27 protein-coding genes are annotated in these 25,231 nt (G+C 39.9%); 12 read left to right on the plus strand and 15 right to left on the minus strand.

Annotated elements, in window-relative coordinates:
* Positions 1-160 precede the first annotated feature (160 nt).
* The gene (locus tag CWB78_RS18790) at positions 161-310 is read right to left on the minus strand and encodes a hypothetical protein (RefSeq protein ID WP_171040343.1); all 150 of its coding nucleotides are present in this window, start codon (positions 308-310) and stop codon (positions 161-163) included.
* An 82-nt stretch (positions 311-392) separates the two neighbouring features.
* On the opposite strand from CWB78_RS18790, the gene CWB78_RS11330 reads away from it, so the two are divergent.
* Positions 393-1,505: an SEC-C domain-containing protein gene (locus tag CWB78_RS11330; RefSeq protein ID WP_171040344.1), complete on the plus strand. Its 1,113-nt coding sequence runs from the start codon at positions 393-395 to the stop codon at positions 1,503-1,505.
* A 174-nt stretch (positions 1,506-1,679) separates the two neighbouring features.
* Here the strand turns inward: CWB78_RS11330 and CWB78_RS11335 are convergent, their stop codons facing one another.
* Both CWB78_RS11335 and CWB78_RS11340 read right to left on the minus strand, forming a co-directional pair.
* Positions 1,680-2,927, minus strand: coding sequence for a DEAD/DEAH box helicase (locus CWB78_RS11335; protein ID WP_138595629.1), 1,248 nt, complete (start codon positions 2,925-2,927; stop codon positions 1,680-1,682).
* A 91-nt stretch (positions 2,928-3,018) separates the two neighbouring features.
* Positions 3,019-3,723, minus strand: coding sequence for a DUF3581 domain-containing protein (locus CWB78_RS11340; protein ID WP_016900441.1), 705 nt, complete (start codon positions 3,721-3,723; stop codon positions 3,019-3,021).
* Positions 3,724-3,879: 156 nt separating this feature from the next.
* On the opposite strand from CWB78_RS11340, the gene CWB78_RS11345 reads away from it, so the two are divergent.
* A complete protein-coding gene (locus tag CWB78_RS11345; RefSeq protein WP_138595631.1) occupies positions 3,880-4,275 on the plus strand; it encodes a hypothetical protein in 396 nt (131 codons plus the stop codon).
* A gap of 88 nt (positions 4,276-4,363) precedes the next feature.
* Positions 4,364-5,215 carry a CPBP family intramembrane glutamic endopeptidase gene (locus CWB78_RS11350; protein ID WP_138595633.1) on the plus strand — a complete coding sequence of 284 codons (852 nt, stop codon included), beginning with the start codon at positions 4,364-4,366 and terminating at the stop codon, positions 5,213-5,215.
* A gap of 57 nt (positions 5,216-5,272) precedes the next feature.
* Here the strand turns inward: CWB78_RS11350 and gltX are convergent, their stop codons facing one another.
* From gltX to proB, 3 genes are all read right to left on the minus strand, one after another.
* Complete coding sequence (gene gltX / locus CWB78_RS11355) at positions 5,273-6,757, minus strand: glutamate--tRNA ligase (protein ID WP_008111109.1); 1,485 nt, start codon at positions 6,755-6,757, stop codon at positions 5,273-5,275.
* A 50-nt stretch (positions 6,758-6,807) separates the two neighbouring features.
* Positions 6,808-7,167 (minus strand): glutaredoxin family protein, encoded by a 360-nt coding sequence (locus tag CWB78_RS11360; RefSeq protein ID WP_008111110.1) that lies wholly within the window; start codon positions 7,165-7,167, stop codon positions 6,808-6,810.
* A gap of 106 nt (positions 7,168-7,273) precedes the next feature.
* Positions 7,274-8,377, minus strand: a complete 1,104-nt coding sequence (proB, locus tag CWB78_RS11365) for a glutamate 5-kinase (protein WP_138595635.1) — start codon at positions 8,375-8,377, stop codon at positions 7,274-7,276.
* Positions 8,378-8,508: 131 nt separating this feature from the next.
* Here proB and CWB78_RS11370 point away from each other — a divergent pair, with 131 nt between their 5' ends.
* A complete protein-coding gene (locus CWB78_RS11370; RefSeq protein ID WP_033102849.1) occupies positions 8,509-9,468 on the plus strand; it encodes a DMT family transporter in 960 nt (319 codons plus the stop codon).
* Here CWB78_RS11370 and CWB78_RS11375 read toward each other — a convergent pair.
* From CWB78_RS11375 to pdsO, 3 genes are read right to left on the minus strand one after another with little or no spacing between them, the layout of a single operon-like run.
* Complete coding sequence (locus CWB78_RS11375) at positions 9,363-9,968, minus strand: class GN sortase (RefSeq protein WP_138595637.1); 606 nt, start codon at positions 9,966-9,968, stop codon at positions 9,363-9,365. The two genes, CWB78_RS11370 and CWB78_RS11375, sit on opposite strands and share 106 nt — an antisense overlap.
* Positions 9,965-11,965, minus strand: a complete 2,001-nt coding sequence (locus CWB78_RS11380) for a marine proteobacterial sortase target protein (RefSeq protein WP_138595639.1) — start codon at positions 11,963-11,965, stop codon at positions 9,965-9,967. Before CWB78_RS11380 ends, CWB78_RS11375 begins: the two co-directional genes overlap by 4 nt.
* 26 nt (positions 11,966-11,991) lie before the next feature.
* On the minus strand, positions 11,992-12,717 hold the full coding sequence (gene pdsO / locus CWB78_RS11385) for a sortase-associated OmpA-like protein PdsO (RefSeq protein WP_054201826.1): 726 nt from the start codon (positions 12,715-12,717) through the stop codon (positions 11,992-11,994).
* Positions 12,718-12,943: 226 nt separating this feature from the next.
* On the opposite strand from pdsO, the gene pdsR reads away from it, so the two are divergent.
* The 5 genes from pdsR (at position 12,944) to CWB78_RS19075 (ending at position 17,684) form a co-directional block, all read left to right on the plus strand.
* Positions 12,944-13,639, plus strand: a complete 696-nt coding sequence (gene pdsR, locus CWB78_RS11395; protein ID WP_008111124.1) for a proteobacterial dedicated sortase system response regulator — start codon at positions 12,944-12,946, stop codon at positions 13,637-13,639.
* Positions 13,633-15,768, plus strand: coding sequence for a proteobacterial dedicated sortase system histidine kinase (gene pdsS / locus CWB78_RS11400; RefSeq protein ID WP_138595641.1), 2,136 nt, complete (start codon positions 13,633-13,635; stop codon positions 15,766-15,768). The genes pdsR and pdsS overlap by 7 nt, the downstream gene beginning before the upstream one ends.
* Before the next feature lie 726 nt (positions 15,769-16,494).
* A complete protein-coding gene (locus CWB78_RS11405) occupies positions 16,495-16,977 on the plus strand; it encodes a hypothetical protein (protein WP_075169761.1) in 483 nt (160 codons plus the stop codon).
* The gene (locus CWB78_RS11410; protein ID WP_054201830.1) at positions 16,970-17,173 is read left to right on the plus strand and encodes a helix-turn-helix transcriptional regulator; all 204 of its coding nucleotides are present in this window, start codon (positions 16,970-16,972) and stop codon (positions 17,171-17,173) included. Before CWB78_RS11405 ends, CWB78_RS11410 begins: the two co-directional genes overlap by 8 nt.
* A gap of 379 nt (positions 17,174-17,552) precedes the next feature.
* On the plus strand, positions 17,553-17,684 hold the full coding sequence (locus CWB78_RS19075; RefSeq protein WP_258306396.1) for a hypothetical protein: 132 nt from the start codon (positions 17,553-17,555) through the stop codon (positions 17,682-17,684).
* A 41-nt stretch (positions 17,685-17,725) separates the two neighbouring features.
* Here the strand turns inward: CWB78_RS19075 and CWB78_RS11415 are convergent, their stop codons facing one another.
* Positions 17,726-18,979 (minus strand): multifunctional CCA addition/repair protein, encoded by a 1,254-nt coding sequence (locus CWB78_RS11415; RefSeq protein ID WP_138595643.1) that lies wholly within the window; start codon positions 18,977-18,979, stop codon positions 17,726-17,728.
* Positions 18,980-19,114: 135 nt separating this feature from the next.
* Here CWB78_RS11415 and CWB78_RS11420 point away from each other — a divergent pair, with 135 nt between their 5' ends.
* Entirely contained in the window at positions 19,115-19,333 is a 219-nt protein-coding gene (locus CWB78_RS11420) for a hypothetical protein (RefSeq protein WP_036981490.1), read from the plus strand.
* A 5-nt stretch (positions 19,334-19,338) separates the two neighbouring features.
* On the opposite strand, the gene CWB78_RS11425 is transcribed toward CWB78_RS11420, so the two are convergent.
* Genes CWB78_RS11425 through CWB78_RS11445 form a run of 5 tightly spaced genes read right to left on the minus strand, consistent with a single transcriptional unit; the run spans position 19,339 to position 24,388 of the window.
* Positions 19,339-20,490, minus strand: a complete 1,152-nt coding sequence (locus CWB78_RS11425; protein ID WP_054201832.1) for a murein transglycosylase domain-containing protein — start codon at positions 20,488-20,490, stop codon at positions 19,339-19,341.
* A gap of 35 nt (positions 20,491-20,525) precedes the next feature.
* Positions 20,526-21,026, minus strand: coding sequence for a DUF1543 domain-containing protein (locus CWB78_RS11430; protein ID WP_010387662.1), 501 nt, complete (start codon positions 21,024-21,026; stop codon positions 20,526-20,528).
* A gap of 20 nt (positions 21,027-21,046) precedes the next feature.
* Entirely contained in the window at positions 21,047-22,396 is a 1,350-nt protein-coding gene (locus CWB78_RS11435) for a sigma 54-interacting transcriptional regulator (protein WP_138595645.1), read from the minus strand.
* 2 nt (positions 22,397-22,398) lie between these two features.
* The gene (locus CWB78_RS11440; protein ID WP_054201834.1) at positions 22,399-22,932 is read right to left on the minus strand and encodes a hypothetical protein; all 534 of its coding nucleotides are present in this window, start codon (positions 22,930-22,932) and stop codon (positions 22,399-22,401) included.
* A 1-nt stretch (position 22,933) separates the two neighbouring features.
* Positions 22,934-24,388, minus strand: a complete 1,455-nt coding sequence (locus CWB78_RS11445; protein WP_138595647.1) for a HAMP domain-containing sensor histidine kinase — start codon at positions 24,386-24,388, stop codon at positions 22,934-22,936.
* Between the two features lie 304 nt (positions 24,389-24,692).
* On the opposite strand from CWB78_RS11445, the gene CWB78_RS11450 reads away from it, so the two are divergent.
* Complete coding sequence (locus tag CWB78_RS11450; RefSeq protein ID WP_055012984.1) at positions 24,693-24,926, plus strand: EF-hand domain-containing protein; 234 nt, start codon at positions 24,693-24,695, stop codon at positions 24,924-24,926.
* A gap of 12 nt (positions 24,927-24,938) precedes the next feature.
* Positions 24,939-25,166, plus strand: coding sequence for an EF-hand domain-containing protein (locus CWB78_RS11455; RefSeq protein WP_008111149.1), 228 nt, complete (start codon positions 24,939-24,941; stop codon positions 25,164-25,166).
* Positions 25,167-25,231: the final 65 nt, after the last annotated feature.

The raw sequence follows: 25,231 nt of genomic DNA on the forward strand, positions 1-25,231 counted from the left end.
TGCGGGGTTCGGGGTTCGGGCAACAATTATAAGCGACATAAAATAAGCCAGTTCAATTAGTTAGCTACGTTTATTTTAATAAGTACTAACTTAATCTGTCAGGTTTAAACTGTAGGACTTTATCAAAGCTGAATTTCGGCAAAGTATCATAAGCGGCCATTCAAGCGTGACTCGTTTCTGCCCCAATACGAGTTAGATCAAGGCCTGACATGATTGAGAGGTCGTTGTTGGTATTTATTAGTGTATGGGTTAAGGTACCTTGTACTAATAAAGGAATATGCATATTAATCATGTCATCAATCTTGCTCAATAATTTCCCAAAGCAACTGGGTGCAATTACCAGTTGTTCCGACACATCCAATGAACGACATAAAGGTTTTATGGGGTTTTCTTTGACTCCTTATGAATTATTGAAAGCCCAGTTGGAAGCCTTTAGAAAGCTTTTTGCCAATTTATTGCTTCATGATGTTTTATATATAAGGCATGAAGATTATTTACTGTGCATCAAGCTTCTAGGGCATGAAAACGTTATAAAACTCTTGGAGTCAGGCGCGCTAAAAGTGATATTTGATTCAGTTGATTTCAGTTTCGTTCAGGGCGTTGGCAGAATGAAACTCCAAGGAATGACAAGACTTGCTCCTTTAAGAGATATTGTTGAGGGCTTTTCTAATATTCAGCATGACAACCCAGTTATACAGAGTCGCTTGCGTTATCTAACAGATGAGAATCATATAATTTTAGATAGGCCATATTGGTTAACAAGCGAAGGTGATGGGTCTTTAATCAAAAAGATTATTCAAGAAGTAACCGAAGACCGTTGTTTAAGTATAAAAAGTCACAAGAACAAACGTTTGTCTATATTGCGACAACAGACGACGGCTTTACGGACTTGTGAAATTTTATTAGGCTACTCATTGCAACACGAGCTGAAGATTGGCTCTATATCGCAAGATGCATATTCCAAAGAATATATGGCGAAAAAGATCTTAGTTCCGGCAGGTTTTTCTAATTCAACAGATTGTTTTGAAAGTTTAATGAGTATGAAAGGTATTCCGGACCTTCTAGATCTTTATGTGGATAAAATCATAACATTTGACGACATACTAGTTATACGTGAGAGTGCAAAAGCAAAGGTATTTAGACAATGGATGTATTCACAAGATTATGATCGTGAGGCCGTAGTTGAATATTTACTAAAGCCTTGCAAACCAAAAATCAAAACTAAACTTCTATCATTCATCTATCCTAATGTAGTTGGTTTAATTAACCCCATAGCAGGTATCGCAGCTTCTGCAGTGGATTCATTTTTAGTCGATTTGGTTCGCGATAATTGGAATCCTAAAGTTTTTTTAGATGAAGAGTTAGCCAAAACCATAAATTCAAAGTTGTCTACTTTCAACAGTAGAACCAAAAAGAAAGCAGAGCAAGATTACGTAAACTTGTCTTTGACAGACCCGTGTTATTGCGGAAGTAAAAAAACTTATGCCAAATGTTGCGGAAGATAACTTAAATTAATTACGGGAAACATCTTTTGGAACTGAGCTGTCTTTCAGTTCTAAAACGTTCCCGTCCAAAGGCGTGTTATTGCGTAAAACCGCAACTCATTTTTATCCAATAGAGCGTTAAAGCGACTGTCCGCTTCTCGCTCTTAGCTGCCTATTAAATGAGGTCCTAAGCTTTTATTTACGTCGTCTATTCGGCGCTCTTTGCCCTGTAATACGTTTTTTATCGCGATCTTTACGCGCTTTGTTGGTATTTTTGCGGTTATCTTTAGGCGGCTTATTTAAGTCGGGCTCATAGCCTTCAAGCCATTGTGGTGTTAAGCGGGTATCAAGCAGTACTTCAATTTCTTCAAGTAGCCATTGCTCATCTAAACTCACTAATGACATAGCAAGGCCTTGCTCACCAGCTCGTCCTGTACGGCCAATACGGTGTACATAATCTTCAGCTATGTATGGCAATTCAAAGTTAATTACATATTTAAGTGCCGGTATGTCTAAACCGCGCGCTGCTACATCGGTGGCCACTAGAACACGTGTACTGCCTTCTTTGAAGTTATGAAGAGCGCGGTCGCGAGCACCTTGTGATTTATCACCATGAATAGATTCGGTTTTTAAACCATCTTTACACATTTCTTTGGCAAGCTTATCGGCCATTTGTTTAGTGCGGGTGAATATAAGCACTTGGCGCCAGTTTTTCATGCCAATCATGTGCGATACCAGCTCGCGCTTTCTGTCTTCATCTACTGCGTAAATAACTTGTTCAACCTCTACAGCAGCAGAGTTGCGCTTATCAACTTCAATAAGCTCAGGATCTTTGAGTAGCTTTTTACTTAGCTCAAAAACGCTGTCATCAAAGGTGGCAGAAAACAGTAAGGTTTGACGATCGCCTGGGATATGACGCAGTATTCGTTTAATTTCGTCAATAAAACCCATATCAAGCATACGGTCTGCTTCATCAAATACTAAAGAGTCCACGCTTGAAAGCACCACACTGCCCTTCACTATATGATCAAGTAAACGCCCTGGCGTTGCCACTATTACTTGCGCTGTTTTAAGTGCTTTGATTTGTGGGCCAATGCTTGCGCCACCATAGGCTAAAGCGCCTTGAATATTTGTGCCTTGTGCGTATTTTTCAAAGCTTGCAAATACTTGCTGAGCAAGCTCCCTAGTGGGCGTTAAAATAACCACACGGGCAATGCCTGGTTCGTCTTTTTTAGCGGTATTTAAAAGCTTATGTAATAGCGGCAAAACAAACGCGGCTGTTTTACCAGTACCAGTTTGAGCGCTGCCCATGACGTCTTTGCCCGCTAAAATTGGCGGTATCGTTTTGTGCTGAATGGCGGTAGGCGTAGTGTAATTATTTTGCTCTATTGCCGTTAATAGTAACGGGTCTAGGGCTAGTGATGAGAACGATGTGGCAGACATAAGCTTGGCTTTAAAATAACAAAGAACGCTATTATACCTGAGCTTAAGTAATAAAAAAGGCGCTAAATAGCGCCTAAGTAAAATGAAGTATTTAAGCTGGTTTTAATGTGGCTTTACGTTCATTATAAAATGCAATTAAATCATCTACGGTGCTTTGACAGTATTCACGAATACCCGATACCACCATGTGCTTTTCACCAAAACCCACCTTTTCGCCGTTTTCTAATAAATTAAAGCGCAAGGTTATTTTGCCGCGTTTACCAGCGTATTCAAAGCTTGGCTCTGCAAACTCTAGGGTCGGTGATTTAATATCAATGTTATTAAGGTTTATTATCATTGATTCATAAATAATCATAGGGCGCGCAGGGTTTATCATTACCTCTTGCTTGCCCATTAAAGGAATAATTACATGCGGGAACGCAGCACCTGAGAACTCAACATAATTTTTTATTAAACTGTTTGTAAGTGTTGGGCATTTGCTGGTTTTACCGTCGCGCTTAACCTTTAAAATTACTTTTTCGCCATGGTTTACATCAAACTCTTCTCCAGGTTGTTCTGGAAAATTTAGTTTGGTGTTTTCATCAACCATACCGGCAAAGGTAAACTCCATTCGCTCACTAATGCCATAGCGGTCTAACACTAGAGAAAAAAGTAAGTCTCCTGGTGCGCAAAACTTTTTAGCGTCTTTATCATGAAGCGGGTTGTAGTCGTCGGCTACACATTTAGCAAAGCGACAACCTTGCTCACGAGAAATTGAAACATAATCAGCATGCTGCTGATAGTAAGGACTTAACATAGTGTGTTCACTGCTTAAACTGCTTATAACCTAGCTATACTACCAGAAAAAAAATCTTGAGAGGTCGAATCTGTTTAATAAAGGCGAAAAATGATAATTTGCAACTCGCTAATTAACTAAGTAAATTAGGCAAATACGAGTTTAAGGGATTAACTAATGAAGTATTTTTCTTTATTAATATGCGCGGTTTCATTATTAACTGGCTGTAATAACATTACTTACACAACCAATATCGACGACGACGTTTTATCAGAACACGTTTCAAGCCACATTAAAAAACGTGGTCTAGAGCAATTTTACAGTGTTCAGGACGCTCTCGATAGAGGTGCAAGCCCCCTTGGTGGAATAAAAGGCGAAAGCTGCGATGTATCAGATGATACGCAAACATCCTCAATTAGCTATAACCGTTTGAAATCACAAGCTATAGAATCCCTTAAAAATGATGTGCTTTATTTAGGTGGCAATGCATTTACACTAGAGCAGTGCCAATCAGTATCCCGCTACAATTGTGATTTAGCCGTTATTTGTACCGGACAAGCCTATAATTATTAATAGCTCAAAATTATCTAATTGAGACTATAACGCTATGTGATTCATTTTCACTCATTTCCCTCTATCAAACAACAAGCTGTATTTGCCAATGACTTTTTACTTTTTAGCTGCCGCTATTTTATGTGTTTTCCCACAGTGTAAACTCACTGTATTTCGCCAACCATTATGGCAATACTTATTGCTGCTAAGTGTTATTACTGCCTATTATCAACAATATATAAATTTAAACGCGGTTGCTGTTATAGCTGTTTATGTGGGGTTGTTTCACTTTATGCTATTGGCAACCTCAGCGTTAAAACGTAATGTTCTAACGTCTTTATTTATAATAGCCTCACTCGGGTTGGCCTTACACTGGTTTGCGGGTTTTAATAACCTGCCAATTGTTGTTAATGAACAAGTCACCAGTAACGCAATTGCATTTACCTTGTATGCTAATTTTGATAAAGCATTAGCGGGTTTAATGCTGAGCGCTTATTTTTTTGCAAAAAACAAAACGGCAAAGCCAATAACTATCGGCTACCCTGCTTTAATCATAATTATCACTATTTTAGCGGCGCTTATAACTGCTTTAACGTTAAACCTTGTTGAATTTGCGCCAAAAGTACCTGAATTTTGGTTGTTATTTATAGCTATCAACCTACTTTTTACCTGCGTTGCAGAAGAGGCATTATTTAGGGGAGTGATACAAACTAAGCTTTCAAAACTAATAACCCCGAGCAGGTTTGCACTGCTCGCACCGGTGATCAGTACTTGTGTATTCTCACTGGCACACTTTTCAGCGGGTACTCATTATATGCTTGTGGCGGCCGTTGCAGGTTTTGGATATGGCTATATTTACTATAAAACAAGCCGGTTAGAATGGGCCATTTTATGTCATTGGCTCGTTAACGTGTTTCATTTTTTCTTATTTACTTACCCTATGCTGGCAACTCCATCTTAAAACTACAGGCACAAAAAAGCCGCTTAAATTAAGCGGCTTTTGAATCTGTATACGCGATTACGCACTTGGGTAATCGCGGTATGCGCGTTCTATCTTTTTAGCCTGCTTTTTAGAAATACCTAAATGAGCCAACGCAACACGTAAACGTGCACGCGATAGGTCAGACCCTAAAATCTCCATTGCATCTAATACCGAGGTAGACGATGTTTTGCCGGTAATAGCCACAAATATAGGCTCTAAGAAGTCTTTAATTTTAAGCTCGTGGAAGGTAGCGACTTCTTTTGCAATTGCAAAAATAGCTGGTTTTTCAAAGCTACGTAAGCCTTCTAACTGCCATACAAAAAATTGTAATGCTTGGCGAATAACATCTTCGTCAGCTTTACCGGCTGTTAATAGCGCTGGGTCGTAGGTCGGGATGCCGCCTACAAAGTGCCCTGCTAAATCAACCATGTCAGAGAGTGTATTTATACGCGTTTTAGCTTCAGGTAAGACTTTAGCCAGCATGTCACCATTAAATTTCCAGTCAACAAAACGCTGCATTAGCTCTGCATCAGTTAAGTTTTCGCGGATCCACATACCGTTTAACCAGCTTAACTTGTCTACGTCGAATACTGGGCCACCAAGCGATACACGCTTCATGTCAAAATGTTCAATCATTTCATTAAGGGTGAACTTTTCACGCTCATCAGGCATTGACCAACCCATACGGCCTAAGTAGTTTAGTACCGCTTCTGGTAAGTAACCCATTTCTTTGTAGTAATTAATAGACGTTGGGTTTTTACGCTTAGACAGTTTTGATTTATCTGGATTACGCAATAATGGTAAGTGACCTAGTACCGGTGCTTCCCAACCAAAATCTTCATACAGTTTTAATAACTTAGGCGCTGAGTTTATCCACTCTTCACCACGGAAAATGTGGCTAATTTGCATATGGTGATCATCCACCACGTTAGCTAAAAAGTACGTTGGAAAACCATCCGCTTTTAATAGCACTTGCATGTCTACGTTTTCCCACGGGATCTCAATTTCGTCGCGTAGGTAATCGTTAAACTTAAAGGTACCTTCGCTTGGGATTTTCATACGTATAACGTACGGTTTACCAGCAGCTAGGTTTGCTTTAATTTCGTCTTCTGTATGGTTTAAGCCACGGCCATCGTATTTAGGACGCAGACCTTCGGCCATTTGTTCTTCACGCATTTGGTCCAGTTCTTCGCTGGTTGCGAAACAGTAGAATGCTTTGCCGTCTTCAACTAACTGATGAGCGTATTTTTTATATAAATCACTGCGCTCAGATTGACGGTATGGACCAAATTCACCACCTACATCAGGACCATGATCCCACTCAAGGCCTAACCAGCGTAAGCTATCCATGATGGCTTGTTCAGATTCTGGTGTGCTGCGAACTTGGTCAGTATCTTCAATACGAAGTACAAATTCACCGCCTTGCTGTTTAGCAAAACAGTAGTTAAATAAGGCAATGTAAGCGGTGCCAAGATGCGGGTCACCTGTTGGTGACGGAGCAACACGGGTACGAATTGTCATGGTAATGTCTCTTTTAATAAGTGAGATGGTATGAAATACCAATAAATATTTTAAGCGGCTACTTTGTTTAAGTAAGCAATAATATCGTTTGATTCATAAAGCCATTTTACTTGGCCATCTTGCTCAATACGTAAACAAGGTACTTTAACTTTTCCGCCTTGCTCTAATAGCTCTTGACGGTATTGCTCATCATTTTTTGCATCGCGTGTTTCAATTTTTAAGCCTTCACGCTTAATTGAACGGCGCACTTTTACACAAAAAGGGCATGCTTTGAATTGATAGAGCTTAAATTGTGCGGTTTGCTGATCAAGCTTAGTTTGCTCTTGCGGATCACGTTTTTTGCTACGCGGCGTAAAAACAAAATTAAAAAATAAGATGATACAACCTAAAACCCAGCGAACTAATTTCATCTTCAATACTCTTTACAACAAATTTAAGGTGCAAGATTTTAACACAAAAAAGCGCAACACTATAAGCGGATTATACGTTGCGCTATATCGTTAAAAAAGTGCTTAATTACAACACCACCATATCATCTCTGTGTAGCACTTCCACGCCGCTATCGTAATCAAGTAAATGGCTGATTTGATTAGAATGTGCGCCTTTTATTTTATCGATTTCAAGATGGCTAAAGCGCGTTAACCCCCGTGCAATAATTTGCTGGTTTACATCAATTAAGTTAATTAAATCTCCACGTTCAAATTCACCTATTGCACGCGTAATACCTTTAGCAAGTAAACTAGCCCCCTTAGATTGCAATGCATGCACCGCACCGGCATCAATTAAAATTTGGCCACTACTTTTAGGCCCTGCCAATAACCATTTTTTTCGGCCATCTTTAGGCGCGGTAAGTTTTAAAAAACGGGTGCCTGGCAGTTGTTCGCTCATGCATTTTAAAATCACGTTTTCATCAGCGCCTTTGGCAATAATCACCTCAACCCCAGCTCTTCTGGCAATATCCGCGGCCTGTAATTTGGTTGCCATACCCCCTGTGCCTAGGTTCGTACCGCTGCCACCCGCAAGTTGGCGTAACTCATCATTAATATGGGTAACTTCGTCAATCAAGGTGGCGTTAATGTCGGTGCGCGGATCGCTGGTGAATAACCCTTGTTGGTCGGTCAGTAGCAGTAACTTATCGGCATTGGCTAAAATAGCCACCAATGCCGACAAGTTATCGTTGTCACCTACTTTTATTTCGCTAGTAGCAACTGCGTCATTTTCATTAATGATCGGCACTACATCGTAATTTAATAGGGCATTGAGGGTATCGCGTGCATTTAAATAGCGCTCTCTGTCGTCAACATCGGCGCGCGTTAGTAGCATTTGCCCGACGTTAATGCCATACAACGCAAATAAGCTTTGCCAAATATGAATGAGCTGCCCCTGTCCAATGGCGGCCAACATTTGTTTGTCTATTAATGTGCGCCCACAGGGTTTTAATAGCTGTTCGCGACCTGCGGCAACCGCACCGCTTGATACTAAAATAACGTGATGACCTTGCTTTTTTAGCTCACAGCATTGGCGAACAAGTTCCACCATATGTGCTTTGTCTAACTTATCGGTACCGCCAGTGAGTACGCTTGTACCTAGCTTTACAACTACGACCTGATCCCTTTGCATGTTTTTTACTTAGCGCAATAAATGATGAATTTATTTATACCAGTTCGGTATTTTTGAACAAGTAAAAAATATTCAATCACCCCCTCTGCATGCTAGGATCGCACTATATTCAACCGATTAAATTACACCTTATGCCTGCCAGTTTATGTTTAATTATTGCCACCTTTTTGTGGGGTAGCTCCTTTATTGCACTTAAATACGCGATTGCGATTTATGACCCTGCCTTGGTGATATTTTTACGTATGCTCACCACTTTACTGATTTCGTTATGTTTATGGCGTTACGTAATTCGTTTTGAATATTTAAAAGGCGATTGGAAGTACTTATTAGGCATGTCGCTGGCTGAGCCGTGCTTGTACTTTTTATTTGAAGGCCACGCAATGGAGTACACCTCAGCATCTCAGGCGGGGGTGATTGTTTCTTGTTTACCCATTATTGTGGCATTTTTAGCGTTTTTCATGCTCAAAGAGCATATTAGTAAAGCTATTGTGGTGGGTTTTACGCTGTGTATTGGCGGCAGTATTTTACTGACCCTACTTTCACCCAGCTCAAGCCAAGCTCCAAACCCATTACTGGGGAATTTTTTAGAATTAATGGCCATGGTGTGCGCGGCATTTTATACCGTGTGTATAAAACATTTAGCTAACCGCTACTCCCCGCTCACATTGATTGCTCTGCAAGGCGTGAGTGGTAGTTTGTTTTTTGCTCCGTTTTTATTATTTATTGACCTACCCAGTGAAAACCAACACGATTTAACCGCACTAATGAGCATTTTGTACTTAGGCTCTTGTGTTACTTTGGGTGGGTACGGCATGTACAACTATGCGATTAGTAAAGTGTCGGTATTAACCGCCGCGGCTTACTCTAATTTAATCCCTATTTTCACTTTAATTTTGTCAGCCATTATCCTTAACGAAGTACTGACTCTTGGCCAGTGGATCAGCATATTTGTGGTATTTATAGGCGTAATGATTAGTCAACGCCATCAAGAACTAGTGGTCGATATTCCTAACTCAACTTCGGGTGAGGATATTTCTGCCGACACTAACCATCTTAAATCAGTACCCGAGGCCAGTGAATCAAAAGGGTAACAGGTTAATAAATACAACCCTGATTGCTGCAAAAAATCGGTGTTGTACTGATGAATTACCTCAACGTGTGTTACTGAATAATGCTGCACTTGGCCATTTTTAAGTTGTAGAGAAAATTGCTCCCCCACTTTAGCGTTTTTTAAAAACGCAAAGTGGGTATCGTTGTGGCCAGCAATAAGTGCTCCTTGCGAGTTACCAAAATCAGCCCCACCTAACTCCCCAGCTGGTAAAAAGTGGCTCGGCGCAAACGCTAAGTTTCTACCACTTGCACCATCAAGCACGGTTAGTCGCTTATTATGCTTTGGCCATATTATTTGTGCCACGGGGTAACTATCAGCATAAAACCACGGCTTAATTTTTTTATTGGGCGATTTAAGGGTCGTTTGCCAAGCTTGCTCTATTAACACTTGTGCAAGCCACGCCTTTGCCTGCATGTATACACCATGGCCAAACAAGCTCAGCCCCAAGGCTAGTAAACCTATGCTTAGCCACTTTTTCATTTACAGCGCCTCACTAACAAAAGACCACCTAGAAGCAATAATACTCCAAACACAATATGCACTTTGCTTTGCCCATCAGTTTGCGGCAAGCGCATGGTCATTCCTTGTGGCATAGCATTAGCCACTTGTGTGCTTTGTTTAGCAACTTCTTTTATGGTCGTCTCTTCTATAGCAATAAACGCAGTAAATGGGCTAAGTAATTGATGCTCAAGCGCGAGCTGCTGCACTTGCTGTTTTACAACACTTTGTTGGTTGTATAACAATAACGACTTTATTTTTTGACGTGCCCAAAGCTTATCAATTCCAGTGGCCTTTGAACTTGCTTGCGGATTAAGCTTAACCTTAAACTCCCCATGCGCCGTTTGCCCCGTAAAAGTAATTGCATCGGTATTATCTAATTTAATGGCCACCATAATGGGCTCAGCAAAATATAGGTCAGGCAAAGGTGAGGGCCAAAAATCTAAGCTGTCTCCATTTGTATTTGTCAACGCCAAATTAGTCATAGCCGGGTGAGCAAGTTTATCAAACAACTGCTGCATTTTCGGCTGCACATCATGAGCACTGCTTATAAAGGTGTAAGTTCCCTTGCCTATATCAGCGGCACGACGCATAAAATAACGGTTAGGCGCACTACCAATGCCCACAGTAAATAAACGGCTATCACCTAAGGTGTGCGCAATATGTTTAAATAATTGATCTTCGTTACTTACGCTACCATCGGTTAAAAATACAACTTGGCGTACAAACCCTTCAAACTGCGTACCATCGAGTACTGCATCAAGTGCGCCTTTTATTTCAGTTCCGCCATCGGCTTGTAAGTTATAAATAAAACGCTCTGCGCGACGTAAATTAAAGTCACTGGCAATTAATGGGGTTTCACTCATAGCTGCAACCTCATTATTAAAACTGACAATATTGAAGCTATCATCACTATCTAATAATGATAATGCGTAAAACAGCGCTTTTTTAGCTTGTTCAATAGACTGCCCATGCATAGATCCCGAAGTATCAACTACAAACACCATTTCACGCGGTAAACGCTGAGATTGAGTAAAGCTATCGCTTGGCGGCATTAGCATTGCTAACGCATACTGCTCACCATTTTGTGCTTGCTGAGTAAAAAGTGCAGCTTGCGCTTGCGCTATTTGTAGTGGCTTAAACTCAAGTACAAAGTCTCTATTTATGGCTTGCTGTGGTTTTAGCACAATGCTGTATTGCCCAAATGCAGGGTTTTCAATATTAACTTGATGGTACTTAGCGTTTATATCAACCAATTCTAAGCCTATATCCATGTTAATTGTTAAGCTTAAATCGCTGGCATTTGCCGCCTCATTGGTTTGTTTTGTGTAAACAGGGCTTAACCAACCCTGTGGAGTGAACGAAGGTGCATTAGCGTTTTTTATCGCATGCTTATCTTGATCATCGTTAACTTCCCCTGTTATTGCATGATAGCGTGGCGTAATTGTAGTTGGAAAATGAATCGCAAAGATTCCGTGTTGGTAATCAATAATCTCTTGATACTCAAGCGTTATAGCTATTTCTTCTCCAGGCCCTACATTTGCCACATTTGTAATAAACATATTTGCACGTTGCTGTCGCAACAATGAAGCTTGTTTGCCTGCTTTTTTGGCAGCTTGGTACTGTTTTTCAGCTTGGCGTTTTTTTGTTATTTTACCTTTGATAACTCGCTCGCCAATGCGCATGGTCATTGCTTGCACGGCGCTTTCATCGGGTAAAGGAAATACATAACGTGCATTTACGGCAAAAGGGTTTTCATTTATGTAGTGCTGCGTAACTACAACACGATTAATTAGCCCTGTTAGGGTCATTTTTGCATCGCTTTTTAAAATAACCCCAGGGTTAACCGCCACTCCTTGGCTATCAAACAAGGATAGTTTTGGCGACTGTGCATGGCTTTTAAAGCTGGCCAAAAGCACGATAATAATAAAAATAAAAAGGCTTACCTTGGTAAGCACTTTGGTGGGTTTACTCAACATAAATCACTCCCTCGAACGCCTTGCGATTAATTGCTTGCTGTTTGGTCAGTCGTTTGATTTAGCGCACGGGTAGTGAGAGTAACGCGTCTGTCAAAAAAGTTATCTTCAAGGGTGTTACTGTTTGCTATGCTTTGCTGCTCGCCAAACGCTTGTGCGCTTAAACGTGTATGGCTAACCCCCTGTTTAATTAAGTAACTTTGTACGGCGTTTACTCTGGCTTTTGACAGTAATAAGTTCGCTTGCTCTGCACCGCGCTGATCGGCAAAGCCACTTAAATCGAGTGCGAGTTGCGGTTGGCTTTTTAATAACGCTACCAATTGATCAAGCTGCTTGGCAAAATGAGGAGCAATATCGCTAGATCCAGTTTTAAATTGCACCGTCATTGCCAATAAATTATTAAGCTGCGATTGAGTTAATTGCTCATTTTGTTGCGCCAGTAGTTCAAGTTGCGCCTCTAGGTGACTGTTATGATTAAGTACATGCTGGTAGTCGTTGGTTTTCTCTGCCATTACAGTTAAAGCTTGCTGCTGCTCAGCAATAGTTTGCTCAGCTACCTTGGCATCGCCAATCAAACCACCAGCAAATGCGCCTACAAACGCGCCGATTGGCCCACCAACAACACCCCCAATAATGGCACCAGTGCTCAGGCCAACAATTGTTTCTTTTTTTGCTTCTTTTGATGGGGTATCCGCAGCAAATACTGGCGTACAAAAAGTGCTAACAAGTGTGAGTGCGATTAATGTTTTCTTCATGATCTATTCCTTACTATTAATAATGGTTGGCAAGCTATTGGTTGGCACTTGCGTTGTATTGGTAATTTCAATAGCTGTATTAAAACACCATGAAGTGGCAATAAAGGGGAGTAAAAATGGCAAACTGCTGAGCAATTGTGGCAAAAAAATGGCAATTGTGTTTTTAACCTTACTTAGCGCAAAAACTTCGCTATAGTGCGCCTAAGTCAATATGAGTAATTAAAAAATGAAAAAAATAGCTATCGTTGAAGATGAAACTGCCATTCGCGAAAACTACATAGAAATGCTGAGCGCTCAAGGCTATCAGGTAAGTGGTTATGAAAACCGCCCTCAAGCAGAAGTCGCTTTTAAAGAAGCACTCCCCGATTTAGCCATTGTTGATATTGGCTTAGGCCATGAAATAGATGGCGGCTTTTTACTGTGCCAAACACTGCGTTCACTTTCTAAAACCTTACCAATTATTTTTTTAACCGCTCGCGACAGCGAAATAGACACCGTATGCGGCCTGCGCATGGGCGCCGATGACTACTTAACCAAAGATATTAGCTTAGCGCATTTAGCCGCGCGTATTGGTGCGCTATTTCGCCGCATGGAAGCATTAGAGCAACCCGCCGATGCCAACGCATTAATAATTCGCGGTCAACTAACACTCGACACGCAACGCATGCAGGTGCTTTGGCAGCAACAGTTGGTTGATTTAACCGTAACTGAGTTTTGGATGCTGCATTCACTCGCCCAACGACCTGGCCACGTTAAAAGCCGTAATGAGTTAATGAGCGATGCTAAAATTTATGTAGACGACAGCACCATTACCTCTCATGTAAAACGCATTCGCAAAAAGTTTATAGCACTCGATAGCCAGTTTGACTGCATTGATACCGTGTATGGCATGGGTTACAGGTGGGAGCAACCCACATGCTGAGATTTGGCCTACGCAGTAAATTTATTTTACTTTCATGCTTTTTGTTTTTGTTGCCATGGTTAGGCTACGAGTATGTATGGGAAATGGAAAAGTTTTTACGCCAAGGCCAAGAAAAAACGCTCGTAGGTACTACACGCGCACTGGCAACGGCCCTGCACGAACGCCCCGCTTTATTTGACGAACAAACCAACTTTTTAGATCAAGTTGTAAAAGGCCGCGATCTCTATGCTTATAATTTAAAGAGTCCAATTCAACTCGATGGTAAACTCAGCGACTGGGACGCTTACCAATCGCTGTTTTGGCTTTATGACAAACGCTACTTACAAACAGCCAATGATAACCATCAACTGAGCAACTTATCATTTAGCCACATGGTGGGTAAGTTTGATAATTACTTATATGCGCTCTTTAACGTCACTGACGATGCTTTAGTTTACCGTGCCAAAAACAGCCTCAGCATTACCAATAATGACTATGTAAAAATTGGCCTAAAAAACCCTGATGGGCAATTTAATACTTATATTATTGCTCCGCGCCAAGATGGCTGGGTCAACGCATTTGATGCCAATAGTAAAATGCCTTTTACTAAAATTCAGGGTTTCTTTAAAAAAACTGACACTGGTTACAACCTTGAGCTGCGCTTTCCTTTGAGTATGCTTGGCAATAAACTGGGATTTGCCATTGCCGATGTTGATAGTAAACAACCAAACCAAACCCCTAGTATAATGTCTACATCGAACTTAAATAACCCGAATGATTTAGGTTCGGTACTGGTGCCCTCCCCTGAAATAAACCGTATATTAAAAGGCATGGGCCACAGCGGCAGTCGCATTTGGGTGGTCGATAATCATCACCGTGTATTAGCGCAATCGGGCAGTATTCAAAATGCCGATGGGGTATGGGCCGATGGGCTAAAAAATCAAGCGCCAAAAACTGCGTGGCAGCGCTTTGAACAAGCCTATTTACATCCTTTGTATTATAAAATTTTAACGCGTCCTGAAGATGAATTTATAGATACTTTACACGATGTAGCTTCAATGCAAGGCGCTCATTTAGCCAAAGCACTTAAAGGCAAACCGGCCTCGTCTTGGCGACTCACTCCCGATAACAAAGCGGTAATATTATCGGCTGCGTATCCTATTTGGATCGAGGATAAGGTTATTGGGGCAGTTATAGCTGAAGAAACCACCAATGGCGTGCGTACACTGCGTAATAAATCGCTGGAAAAACTATTTAATGTGATTTTAGCGGTCATGTTAATTGGCACAGCCACTTTGTTCTTTTTTGCTTCGCGTATATCGAGCCGTATTAGACGACTGCGAGACACAGCAGAGCAAGCCATTGATGCCCAAGGACGAGTAACAGGTCATATAAATTACAGCGATGCCAATGACGAAATTGGCGACCTGTCGCGTAGCTTTTCAAATATAGTGAGCCGACTTGGTGGCTATACCGATTATTTAGAAAATATGTCGTCGCGCTTATCTCACGAGCTGCGCACACCGGTTGCGGTTGTCCGTTCATCTCTTGAAAACTTACAAAGCTTGCAGCAAAGTGAACTGAGTCAAAAATACCTTGAACGTGCTAGCGAAGGGGTTGAGCGCTTAGGAAAAATAATTACCACCATGAGCGAGGCAACCCGCCTTGAGCAAAGTATTCAAAGTAATGAGCCAGAGCAGTTTGATTTACAAAAAGTAATTAGTGGCTGTATGCAGGGCTACCAACTTACTTATCCTAACCAGTTCTTTACACTCAACATTTGCCAAAGCACACTGTTGATGCAAGGTGCCCCTGAATTTATAGCGCAACTGCTCGATAAGCTAATTAATAATGCCTTGGAATTTAGTGAAGCTAACACTGCAATTGAAGTCAGCCTTAAGCAAAATGAAAGCAAAGCAACATTAACGGTAAGTAATACAGGTACTTTATTGCCTGAGGGACTTACTGAACATATTTTTGATTCTATGGTATCGGTGCGCAGCCAACAAATGCAGCAACAACCGCATTTAGGCTTAGGGCTTTATATTGTAAGACTAGTGTGTGATTACCACAAAGGTACAGTAACGGCGCACAATAATGCTCAAGGTAATGGGGTCACTTTTACAGTGAGTTTACCGTTAGCAAATTAGTTAAATGATTTTTTAGTCTTAATTAGTTTTAGCTTGATTTAGCGGGGCTGGCTAATAAGATTAAATTAAATCTAAGAGCCTAATACCTACCGATTAAAAACATTAGTAAAGCAACGAGCAAAGCAGAAAAATAGTGGGTTAAACGGGCATAAAAACGTAACACATTATTTTACCAAAGTTTAATGAAAGTACTAGTTGATAACTTTTAAAATTAAGTAAATATGACCAATGTATAAAATTACAAATACATACCCTATAGATATCAAACGATTTAGTACCCATACACCATACAAAAACTCACCATAAAAATAAGTACTCTCTTAACTTGGCATTAAATAGTGCAAAAGATGAAAAAGCAAAGACTGACCGTACACTTTAAAGCTTGCCATATATACTTTACCTACCTCTCCTTAAACGCATACCAGTAGAATAGATGATATCTTCGCTTGAGCAGGAATATTTTGGTGTGGTAGATGAGAAAGGCTGATTTGGCTTGCCAAAAAATTAAATCGAGTTTGCGTTTTTACTGGCTGAATTAGTTTAATACTGAATCAATAATCACTTAACCCAAGTAAAAAATAAAAAAAGGTTGCCTTTATGTAACCTTTGGGTATCATTGATACCTGAAGGTTACATATGGTGTGTTTAGGTATCACATGAAAACCTTAAGTGGAGTAAACACAACGCGACATTATTTGGTCGTCACTAAAAAGGGATATACAACAGATGGCAAAATCAATATCAGTACTACCAGAACAAGAACAGCAATATTTAACAATTACTGGAAAAGCCAGTATTGCTCTAGCGTTTTTCTTGTTAGCAGAGCTGCTTTCAACAGTAATCAGCAAAACCGATTCAGTTATATATTTGCTAGTAGATTTAACTTTATTTGCGAGTTTTATCTATTTTCTTGTGTTATGTACTAAATCCATGAAGTTTGCTAAGCACATATCAAAACTAGGTTTCTGGACATATAAATTTAACGACGAGTATGTGGATTATGTTAGTTCGCTCAGCCTGCGCGCTACATGTCACATTATGGTAATTGGTGGAGCATTTCTCGCATATAGTGGCGACAGTAAGTGGTTTGTGGAATTAATAGCCCCTTTTAACCCCACAGATGCACTTCAAGTATTGCTTTGCCTAGCAGCATCTACACATGGCACATTAATTTTGTGGAAACTTGGCAAGGAAGAGCTTTATGAATGAAGATTTAGATAATCATATTCACAAACTTCGATTACAGCATAAAATATCTCAGCAAGAGTTAGCGGATGCCATAGGCGTTTCTAGAAAAACTATTAGTACAGTAGAAACCGGGCGTTTTACACCGTCGGTGGTTATTGCACTAAAAATAGCGGCTTATTTCGCTATTTCTGTAGAGCAAATATTTACTTTAAAATAATCTTCCTGGCTCTACAGACTTTGAAGATGCTCTCAACAACAGTAAATAGCTATGAGTTAGGTGCTTTTAATAGAAAAAGGCCTTTAAATATTGCTCCCTTACCATCCTTAAATAAACCGCAACAAATGTCGAGCTCATTTAAGGATGGTAAGAAACAGCTACAGATTTTCCTTAAATAGCTTATTAGATTCTACGATATTAATCTAACAATGAGCTTTTGAATGTTATCCAACTCTTTTTTGGGAGTTTACTGATTGTTTTGTCGTTGCTTTAAAGGTATGAGCAACTGCGATTTAATTAATTGCAATCATTCACTTTTAATTAAGTCGGGTTCACATACTCTGGCGCTATATTAACTCATTCAGCAGTAGGATTTGCCGTGTTGCCATCACTTGAACGAGAAGAGCTCGACTTTATTTTTAGTTTATATAAATCAGATAAAAACGCTGAGCCTGAAGCAACTAAACCACAACACTCAGGTAAACGACCTTCAAAAAGTACCACTTCTTAAGGTATAAGGCGTATCTCGGTACTTAATTTAATCTTCACTAATTAGCTTACCGTACTTGGCTCATCGCTTAAAAACGCTTTAATGCAGTCTATTTCTGCCTGTTTGACCGTTTCGCCTATTTCGGGGCCCTTTTTGCCGCTTTTAAGCGCGTCTTGCACTATCTGCTTTTTATCCATTTTTTGTAGTTCATTGTGAATAGCACGTAATTTAGCGGCTTGTGGATAGGGCTTATCCACCAGTGTTTCGCCTCGTCCTTGTGCATCACACTGGCACGCTTGAGTAAAGGCAATAAAACGCTCTGGGTGCACTAGTGCATTTAAATTAGTGACGATTAATTTATGAATGGTTTGCGGCCTTAATTGTTCAAGTGTGTGGCAAAGGGTATGGTTATCACTGGTGAGCACGCCTATATAACGAAAGCGATTAGGCACTTTTAAACGTTCACAAAAGGCCTCAACTACAGCAACCCCTTCACGTTCATGGCCGCGTAAATTACCGCGTTTTTTATAGCTTAGTGCTTTACCAAAATCATGGGTTAAGGCGGCAAACCGCGTTTCTAGGTTAAAGCCTAAATCGGCTGCTCGTCTAAGCACTAGCATGGTATGGACAAACACATCGCCCTCGGGATGATGATTTGCCGGCTGCGGGGTGTTTTTCATCTGCTCTATTTCAGAAAAAATACCTAACCCATCTAATGCTTGAAAATAAAGCTCAGGGTGTTTTTCGCCAAGCGCTTTTTCTGTTTCAAGCCAAACTCGCTCAGGCACTAAATGTTCCAGCTCGCCTTTATTTTTAAGCTCATGCATTAATGCAGTAGTACTTGGATGAATAGACCAGTCACTACCATAACGGGCTAAAAAGCGAGCAATACGTAATACCCGAACAGGGTCTTCTACAAATGCGTGGGTGGTGTGGCGCAGTATTTTATTTTTTAAATCATCTTGACCATTAAAAGGGTCAATAATAGTGCCGTTTTCGTCTAATGCCATAGAGTTAATGGTTAAATCTCGGCGTGCTAAATCTTCTTCAAGAGTTACGTTTGGGCTGGCATCCACCACAAAGCCGGTATAACCTTTACCACTTTTACGCTCAGTGCGCCCTAGTGCATATTCTTCTTTAGTGTTTGGGTGTAAGTAAACCGGAAAATCGCTGCCAATGGGTAAAAATCCGAGCGCTTCCATTGTCTCTGGCGTTTCACCAATAACAACATAGTCATTATCTTTTGATTGTATGTTTAGCAGTTTATCTCGCACTGCTCCACCCACTAGGTAAACTTGCTTTAAACTCTGTTGCACTTTATTCCCAACCACTACTTTTAAGCTTTTCTTTGATGTTAATCATACCTAATAGTCATTAAAAAATCTGTGTTGTTTGCCAAGCTTTATTAAGCTCATTACAATAGCGCATTATTTTTTAATACCTAACAGCGAATGAAAAACCACTCAGCAAAAAAAGAACTTATGTTACTGCCCATCCTTTTGGTGGTTATTATTATGTGTGTTGCAGGACATTTCTTGCTACAGGCTAATTTTCAAGACAGCCACTTGGTTGAGTATTTGTTAGCTGCAATCCCATTTGCTATGTTTGGCTTAGTAATAGTAGCCTTTAAAATGGCAGCCAAAAGTGAACAACAAGAAAATGATGAGTAAATAAGTTACTGATAGTTTTTTTCTGCTTTAGTGACTTTGTATAAATAGCGTCTTGATTCTGCACGTGAGTGCTTAGTGGTGAGAATATTATAAAACTGGCTTGCAGTAAGCTGATTTATTTGTGAAAACGCCACACTTCTATTTTTATTAAATATGCGCAGTACATTACCCGCCCCGCCGTTATAAGACGAGATCATGGCAAAGTGCTTACTTTTGTCGGTACTAATTTTGTTTAAGTAGTTATTTTTTAAAATACTTAAATAGGCGCTGCCAATATCAATATTATATTTTGGATTAAACAATACAGCTTTGGTTGGTTGCCCAGGTACTTTTTTTATTTTTTGGTATACATCGCGCCCTGCGGTAGCCGGGATCACTTGCATTAATCCATAGGCATTGGATGAACTCACCGCATGTGGATTAAAGCTACTTTCGGTTTCAATAATGGCATAAATAAGTGCTGCCGATATTTGATATTTTTTTGCAGCCGCAAGCACATAATCACTGTATTTTTGTTTTCTTAAATGGGCATTTTGCTCGACTAAATCAAAACTAACCGACGAAATAACGTGCCCATATTGACGTTGCTTTTTTAAGTTATTATTTACTAAATAACGCGCGAATCGATTAGCACGCCAGCTATATTTTATGGGTAACTTATCTTGATCGAGCACTTGTTGGTATAAAAACGGCTCACCTTCTAAAATGGGCGCTTCGCTGGTAAAAATATCGGTTTTATCGGGATCGCTAGAGGTCAGTAAGGTCATAACAATGGCCTGCTGTAACAAGCTTATTGTATTTTTTAACGCGATGGTTTCTACTTTTACAGTGCCTTGCTCAAAATCAATAATGGCACGAGCTTGGTAATCATTACTGTATTTTACGTATTTTTTGGCACTAGGTTGCTGAGTGTTTTGTTTACCCCACTTGCGCCCAACAACGCTTTCTAATGCGGCTAAAAGCTGTTTTACGCTACCAACCTGTGCCTTAATAGAACGGTGTGTTTTTTGTGCTTGCTTGTGAATTGCAACCACGTCAGTAGGATCGTTTTTTACTTGCTTTACCAGTTTATTTAAATCAACAACGGGCGGTAAACCTGACAGTGATTTACAACCACTTAAGCCAACTAGCAAAAGTATAAACGCATACTTTTTCACACAACATCCTAATAAACTTAATAAATCCTCATTTATTATAATACATGATAACCAAACCAGTCAGGTTTAATTGTTTGTGCTTGACCACTTGGGGTTAGTTTAATATTAAGCTGGCTATCGAGTAAATCTATAGCAAAGCAATCATCAACGTCATGTAAATCATCTTTATGTAGATGGCTAAGCCCTGCGAGTAAATCATTTTTAGCGCGCTGTTTTGCTTCTTCACTACTACTGGCAACATACAAAGCAAAGTCGTGTTGCTCTGCTAGTGAGTCGCTTCTGTAAGCACCTAAGTTAACAAAATAAAGCTGCTTATTTTGCTCTACATAACTATCAACTACCTCGACTTTATAACCATCAATGTGATTAACCGCCATGTAGCTATCCATGTGTACGCTATTTTTGTCGCCTACCCACTGACTTTTAAGCTTGCTATAAGTTTGCTCAATGTTTTGACCTACCACAAAGCGTACGTCGTGCATTTCTATGTGGCAACCTTGAATACGCCCACCTAAATACACCATAAATAACTGCATGCTCACTTCCTTTTTTAAAATTACATTAAGCTATCTACGTCAATTTCATGCTTTTTAATCAACTTATAAAAATCAGAACGATTACGCTTGGCAAGCTTTGCACCTTCGGCCACATTACCCCCTGCCATTTTCAGGGTATTGATAACGTAATCTCGCTCAAACTCTTTTTTAGCGTCGTTAAGCGAAAGTGGCTCAACGTTATTTTCATTGCTATTTAACGCACTAAGCACTAAATGTTCAGATATAACGTCACTTGGTGTTAAGGCAACCACCTGCTCCACTACATTTTGTAATTGACGAATATTACCTGGCCAATCATACCTTACCAATGCATGCATGGCATCGTTTGCAAAACGTTTTTCTTTTTGTTCCATACGTTTTGCAATATTGGCGCTAAAAAAGTTGGCTAATAAGCTAATATCTTCACGGCGCTCTCGCAGCGGAGGAAGTTTGAGATTTACTACGTTTAAACGATAATATAAATCTTCTCTAAACTCTTGATTGCTAATAGCTTCAGGCAGGTTTTTATGGGTCGCTGAAACAATTCGCACATTAATGGGGATTTCTTCTTGAAAACCGACTGGGCGAATGGTTTTTTCTTGCAGCACGCGTAATAACTTAACTTGTAAATTTAGCGGCATATCACCAATTTCATCTAGAAATAAGGTCCCCCCTTGTGCTTGCTGAAACAGACCTTGGTGATCTTTTACCGCCCCTGTGAATGCGCCTTTTTTGTGACCAAATAACTCCGATTCTAATAACTCACCAGGGACTGCACCACAGTTAATAGCCACAAATGGGCCATCACAAACATGGCTGTGCTGATGAATTGCCTGTGCAAGCAGCTCCTTACCCGTACCACTAGCACCAGAGATAAGTACATTTACCTGAGTAGGGCCTAGTAATTTAACTTGCTCTAGCAAATGCAGCATAGCGCCACTGCGAGTAACAATATTGCTTTGCGGAGTAATATCATCATTATTCACCCCATGTATTTCTATGGCTTTAGCTAAGCTATCGAATAGCTCATCTTTATCAACTGGCTTAGTAATAAAGGCAAAAATACCTTGCTTAGTCGCCTCTACCGCATCAGGAATTGAACCATGAGCCGTCATCATAATTACAGGTAGTGCTGGGTAGCGGCTTTGCAATTGTCGGTGCAGTGCCATTCCATCCATTTCATCCATTCTTAAATCGGTGATCACCGCATCAAATACTTGGCTTTTAAGTATTTGTAATGCATTCATGCCACTATCACAGGTTGTTACTTCATAACCTTTTGATTGAATTCGAATTGCCAGTAGCTGCAGTAAGCTGGCATCGTCATCAACGAGTAACACTTTAGCGCTTGATGGAAGTGTGACTGACATAGTTACTGCTCCTTGGTTTCTTCACGTAATAAAAGTTGCTGTTCAATTGCAGCTAATGACGATAAGGTTTTTTGCATTTCAGCGTTTAATGCTTGTTGTTGTTTTTTTGCATTTATTTGCATTAATACCTGCTGCTTTTGCAGCCATAAATAGTGTTTTATATCGTCTGGCCAATAGTAAGCTTGATCTAGCTTAAGCAATTGACTCATAACAGTATCAGGGTCGCGACTAAGGTTGACGCATGCGGTATTAAAAAATGCCTTAAGTGCTTGCTCCCCTAAGTAAGTTTTATTGTCAGGCGTTAATTTAAAGCCACCACACTGATGGGCATGCCATGCAATAACTTGCGCTGCGGGCGGATACATAAGATCTAGTTTTGGCCGCGGCTTTGGATTGGGCTGGTTGCTTTTATTATCGGGCTGAGTTTGAGCTATTAGCTCAGGTTTAGCTGGTGTTTGAGTGTTGGTTAATTCACACCCAGATAAAAAAACGAGACTGCTGGTTAGCCATAAAATAGCCATTAAACGCGCAGACATATTATTTAACTCCTTTATTTTTATAGGGGATGACAATGTTAAATCGACAGCCTTGCGGCTCATTATGCTCAATAGTTAACTTACCCTGTAACTGTTCAACCGACTCTTTAACTATGGTAAGGCCTAAACCACTGCCTTGCAGACTAATCTCTTTACTGTGTTTACCTTGATAAAAAGCGCCAAAAACGTGTTCTTTTTCATGCTCTTTAATACCACAGCCCTCATCAGCGACCTGTATAATTAAGCTGTTACTTTCTAAACTTAAGCTAATTGACACTGCTTGGCTTGACTGGGAAAACTTTAAACCATTAGAGATTAACTGAATTAAAATCATTTCAATTAATTCTCGCGGTAAGTTAAGTGCAACTGTCGGTAGGCTATTGTGCCAAATAAGCGACTGCTCTCGGGCATTTAACCTATGTTCAAAATGATTATTTACCTTTTTTATGAGCTGGTTAAATTCCACTTCACTAACATTATCTTTACTGGTTCGAATCGCGTTATAACTTAACAAGCTGTCTATCATAGTGCGTAATCTCACCATAGATTGACTGATTAACCCAAGCACTGCTTTTTGCTCATTATTAATTGGCCCAACAATTTCATCGGCTAATAACTCAGTGCCCTCAACCATAGAGGCCAAAGGCGTTTTTAATTCGTGAGTTACATGGCGTAAAAACGTATCTTTTTGCTGCTCTAGCATATGCAGTTGCGCCTGCACCCACTGCAACTTGTTACCTAGTTCAATGAGCTCAGCTGATCCCTGCACTGATATTTTTTGCTGCCAATCTCCTTGGCCTAATTTATCAATAACGGAGGTTAAACCTTTTAAACGGCCACTTATCCGCCATAAAAACCCACCGCCAACAAGTAAGGTTAAAGGCGTAAGTGCCACTAACCAGTTTATAAAGGAGGCTTGTAAATTTGTCAGTTTAATTTGGTTTTGAGTGATTTTGGCTTCATTGGTTTCGCGCAACCACATTGTTAGATCTGCCAGTATTTCACTAATTGGCACAAACAACTCTGCTTGCTCACGAGCTTCAACCACCAGTTTGGTATGCGCTGCTTTTAGCGTATCTGTTAACCGTTGCCATTGTTGAGTACTTTGTTGGCTGCTAGAAAGCTGTTTAAGCTCATTTATATTGTCCAGCGATGACTGCCATTTATCCACGATAAGTTTATCGAGTGAATCGCTTTTTAATACCCAGTTTTGCCTTGTTGCCCTTTCTAAACTATTGAGCTCTTGTTTAAGTGCATTAAACGACTTGGTTACTTGATAGTTATTACTGACAATTTGCTGTGTGACCGCTAATTGTTTATTTAATACATTTAAAAATACAATAACCACAATAGACAAAGGCAAAAGTGACAACAGCATACTCATTACAAACTGGCCAATCAAATTAGGACGCCAGTTTACCAATGCTTTATATTTTTCAGCCATGATTGCAGGCATACACTAATCCTTTACTACTTTTAAGCGCTCTATTATTAAGCGCTCAACTTATACACTCGCTGAACCAAATACATTTTTGAGAGCAAAAACGTTGCAATGTCGCATAATTGCGACAAGTTAAACACTTGATTTAAAAATAGTAAAAAATTCTAATTAAGAAAATGTTGCATAAAACACACAACCGTCGGTAAATATTACTCATTAAAAACAAGTTAAAAAATTAAACCATTGATTTTTAATAAAAATTAAAGCTGGCACTATAATTGTAATACGCTTATAAATATTAATTTTTAAAGGCCAAGGAATGACTAAAGGTTATTTAAAATCTACTGCCTTAATAGCGTTATGTTTAACGAGTAGCCATATATTTGCGCTTGATGTGAATACAGCATTTTACAGCCTAGATAAAGACAGCAACGGTACATTAAGCGAAGCAGAGGCAGGCGAAGATGCATTACTGCATGAGAATTTTGCACAAATAGACAAGAATGAAGACGGACAACTATCGTTCGATGAATTTAAACAGTTTGTAAAATAAAGGAGTATATTTATGAAACAATTAATTGGTGCTTTTTCGCTACTATTTTTAGCTATTAGCGCGACGGCATTGGCATCGTCGTTAAATGTACGTTTTATGCATTTAGATAAAAATATGGACGGCCAAATATCGCTCACTGAGGCCAAACAAGATAAGCAGCTGCTTAAGCAGTTTACTGATTTAGACAAAGACAATAACGAGATGATTTCTAAAAAAGAGTTCGAAAACTTTAAACCTTAAGTTTAGATTCAAGTTAAGTTTTATATTATAGAGTTAAAAGCATTTGCCATAATCCCTGAGGGAGT

This window comes from Pseudoalteromonas sp. S1612 (assembly GCF_005887175.1).
Classification (GTDB): domain Bacteria; phylum Pseudomonadota; class Gammaproteobacteria; order Enterobacterales; family Alteromonadaceae; genus Pseudoalteromonas; species Pseudoalteromonas undina.

Excerpts from the sequence above, each read along its gene's own strand:
- CWB78_RS11335 (WP_138595629.1), bottom strand. The coding sequence starts at position 2,927 with ATGTCTGCCACATCGTTCTCATCACTAGCCCTAGACCCGTTACTATTA.
- CWB78_RS11340 (WP_016900441.1), bottom strand. The coding sequence starts at position 3,723 with ATGTTAAGTCCTTACTATCAGCAGCATGCTGATTATGTTTCAATTTCT.
- CWB78_RS11345 (WP_138595631.1), top strand. The coding sequence starts at position 3,880 with ATGAAGTATTTTTCTTTATTAATATGCGCGGTTTCATTATTAACTGGC.
- CWB78_RS11350 (WP_138595633.1), top strand. The coding sequence starts at position 4,364 with ATGACTTTTTACTTTTTAGCTGCCGCTATTTTATGTGTTTTCCCACAG.
- gltX (WP_008111109.1), bottom strand. The coding sequence starts at position 6,757 with ATGACAATTCGTACCCGTGTTGCTCCGTCACCAACAGGTGACCCGCAT.
- CWB78_RS11360 (WP_008111110.1), bottom strand. The coding sequence starts at position 7,167 with ATGAAATTAGTTCGCTGGGTTTTAGGTTGTATCATCTTATTTTTTAAT.
- proB (WP_138595635.1), bottom strand. The coding sequence starts at position 8,377 with ATGCAAAGGGATCAGGTCGTAGTTGTAAAGCTAGGTACAAGCGTACTC.
- CWB78_RS11370 (WP_033102849.1), top strand. The coding sequence starts at position 8,509 with ATGCCTGCCAGTTTATGTTTAATTATTGCCACCTTTTTGTGGGGTAGC.
- CWB78_RS11375 (WP_138595637.1), bottom strand. The coding sequence starts at position 9,968 with ATGAAAAAGTGGCTAAGCATAGGTTTACTAGCCTTGGGGCTGAGCTTG.
- CWB78_RS11380 (WP_138595639.1), bottom strand. The coding sequence starts at position 11,965 with ATGTTGAGTAAACCCACCAAAGTGCTTACCAAGGTAAGCCTTTTTATT.
- pdsO (WP_054201826.1), bottom strand. The coding sequence starts at position 12,717 with ATGAAGAAAACATTAATCGCACTCACACTTGTTAGCACTTTTTGTACG.
- pdsR (WP_008111124.1), top strand. The coding sequence starts at position 12,944 with ATGAAAAAAATAGCTATCGTTGAAGATGAAACTGCCATTCGCGAAAAC.
- pdsS (WP_138595641.1), top strand. The coding sequence starts at position 13,633 with ATGCTGAGATTTGGCCTACGCAGTAAATTTATTTTACTTTCATGCTTT.
- CWB78_RS11405 (WP_075169761.1), top strand. The coding sequence starts at position 16,495 with ATGGCAAAATCAATATCAGTACTACCAGAACAAGAACAGCAATATTTA.
- CWB78_RS11410 (WP_054201830.1), top strand. The coding sequence starts at position 16,970 with ATGAATGAAGATTTAGATAATCATATTCACAAACTTCGATTACAGCAT.
- CWB78_RS11420 (WP_036981490.1), top strand. The coding sequence starts at position 19,115 with ATGAAAAACCACTCAGCAAAAAAAGAACTTATGTTACTGCCCATCCTT.
- CWB78_RS11430 (WP_010387662.1), bottom strand. The coding sequence starts at position 21,026 with ATGCAGTTATTTATGGTGTATTTAGGTGGGCGTATTCAAGGTTGCCAC.
- CWB78_RS11435 (WP_138595645.1), bottom strand. The coding sequence starts at position 22,396 with ATGTCAGTCACACTTCCATCAAGCGCTAAAGTGTTACTCGTTGATGAC.
- CWB78_RS11440 (WP_054201834.1), bottom strand. The coding sequence starts at position 22,932 with ATGTCTGCGCGTTTAATGGCTATTTTATGGCTAACCAGCAGTCTCGTT.
- CWB78_RS11445 (WP_138595647.1), bottom strand. The coding sequence starts at position 24,388 with ATGCCTGCAATCATGGCTGAAAAATATAAAGCATTGGTAAACTGGCGT.
- CWB78_RS11450 (WP_055012984.1), top strand. The coding sequence starts at position 24,693 with ATGACTAAAGGTTATTTAAAATCTACTGCCTTAATAGCGTTATGTTTA.
- CWB78_RS11455 (WP_008111149.1), top strand. The coding sequence starts at position 24,939 with ATGAAACAATTAATTGGTGCTTTTTCGCTACTATTTTTAGCTATTAGC.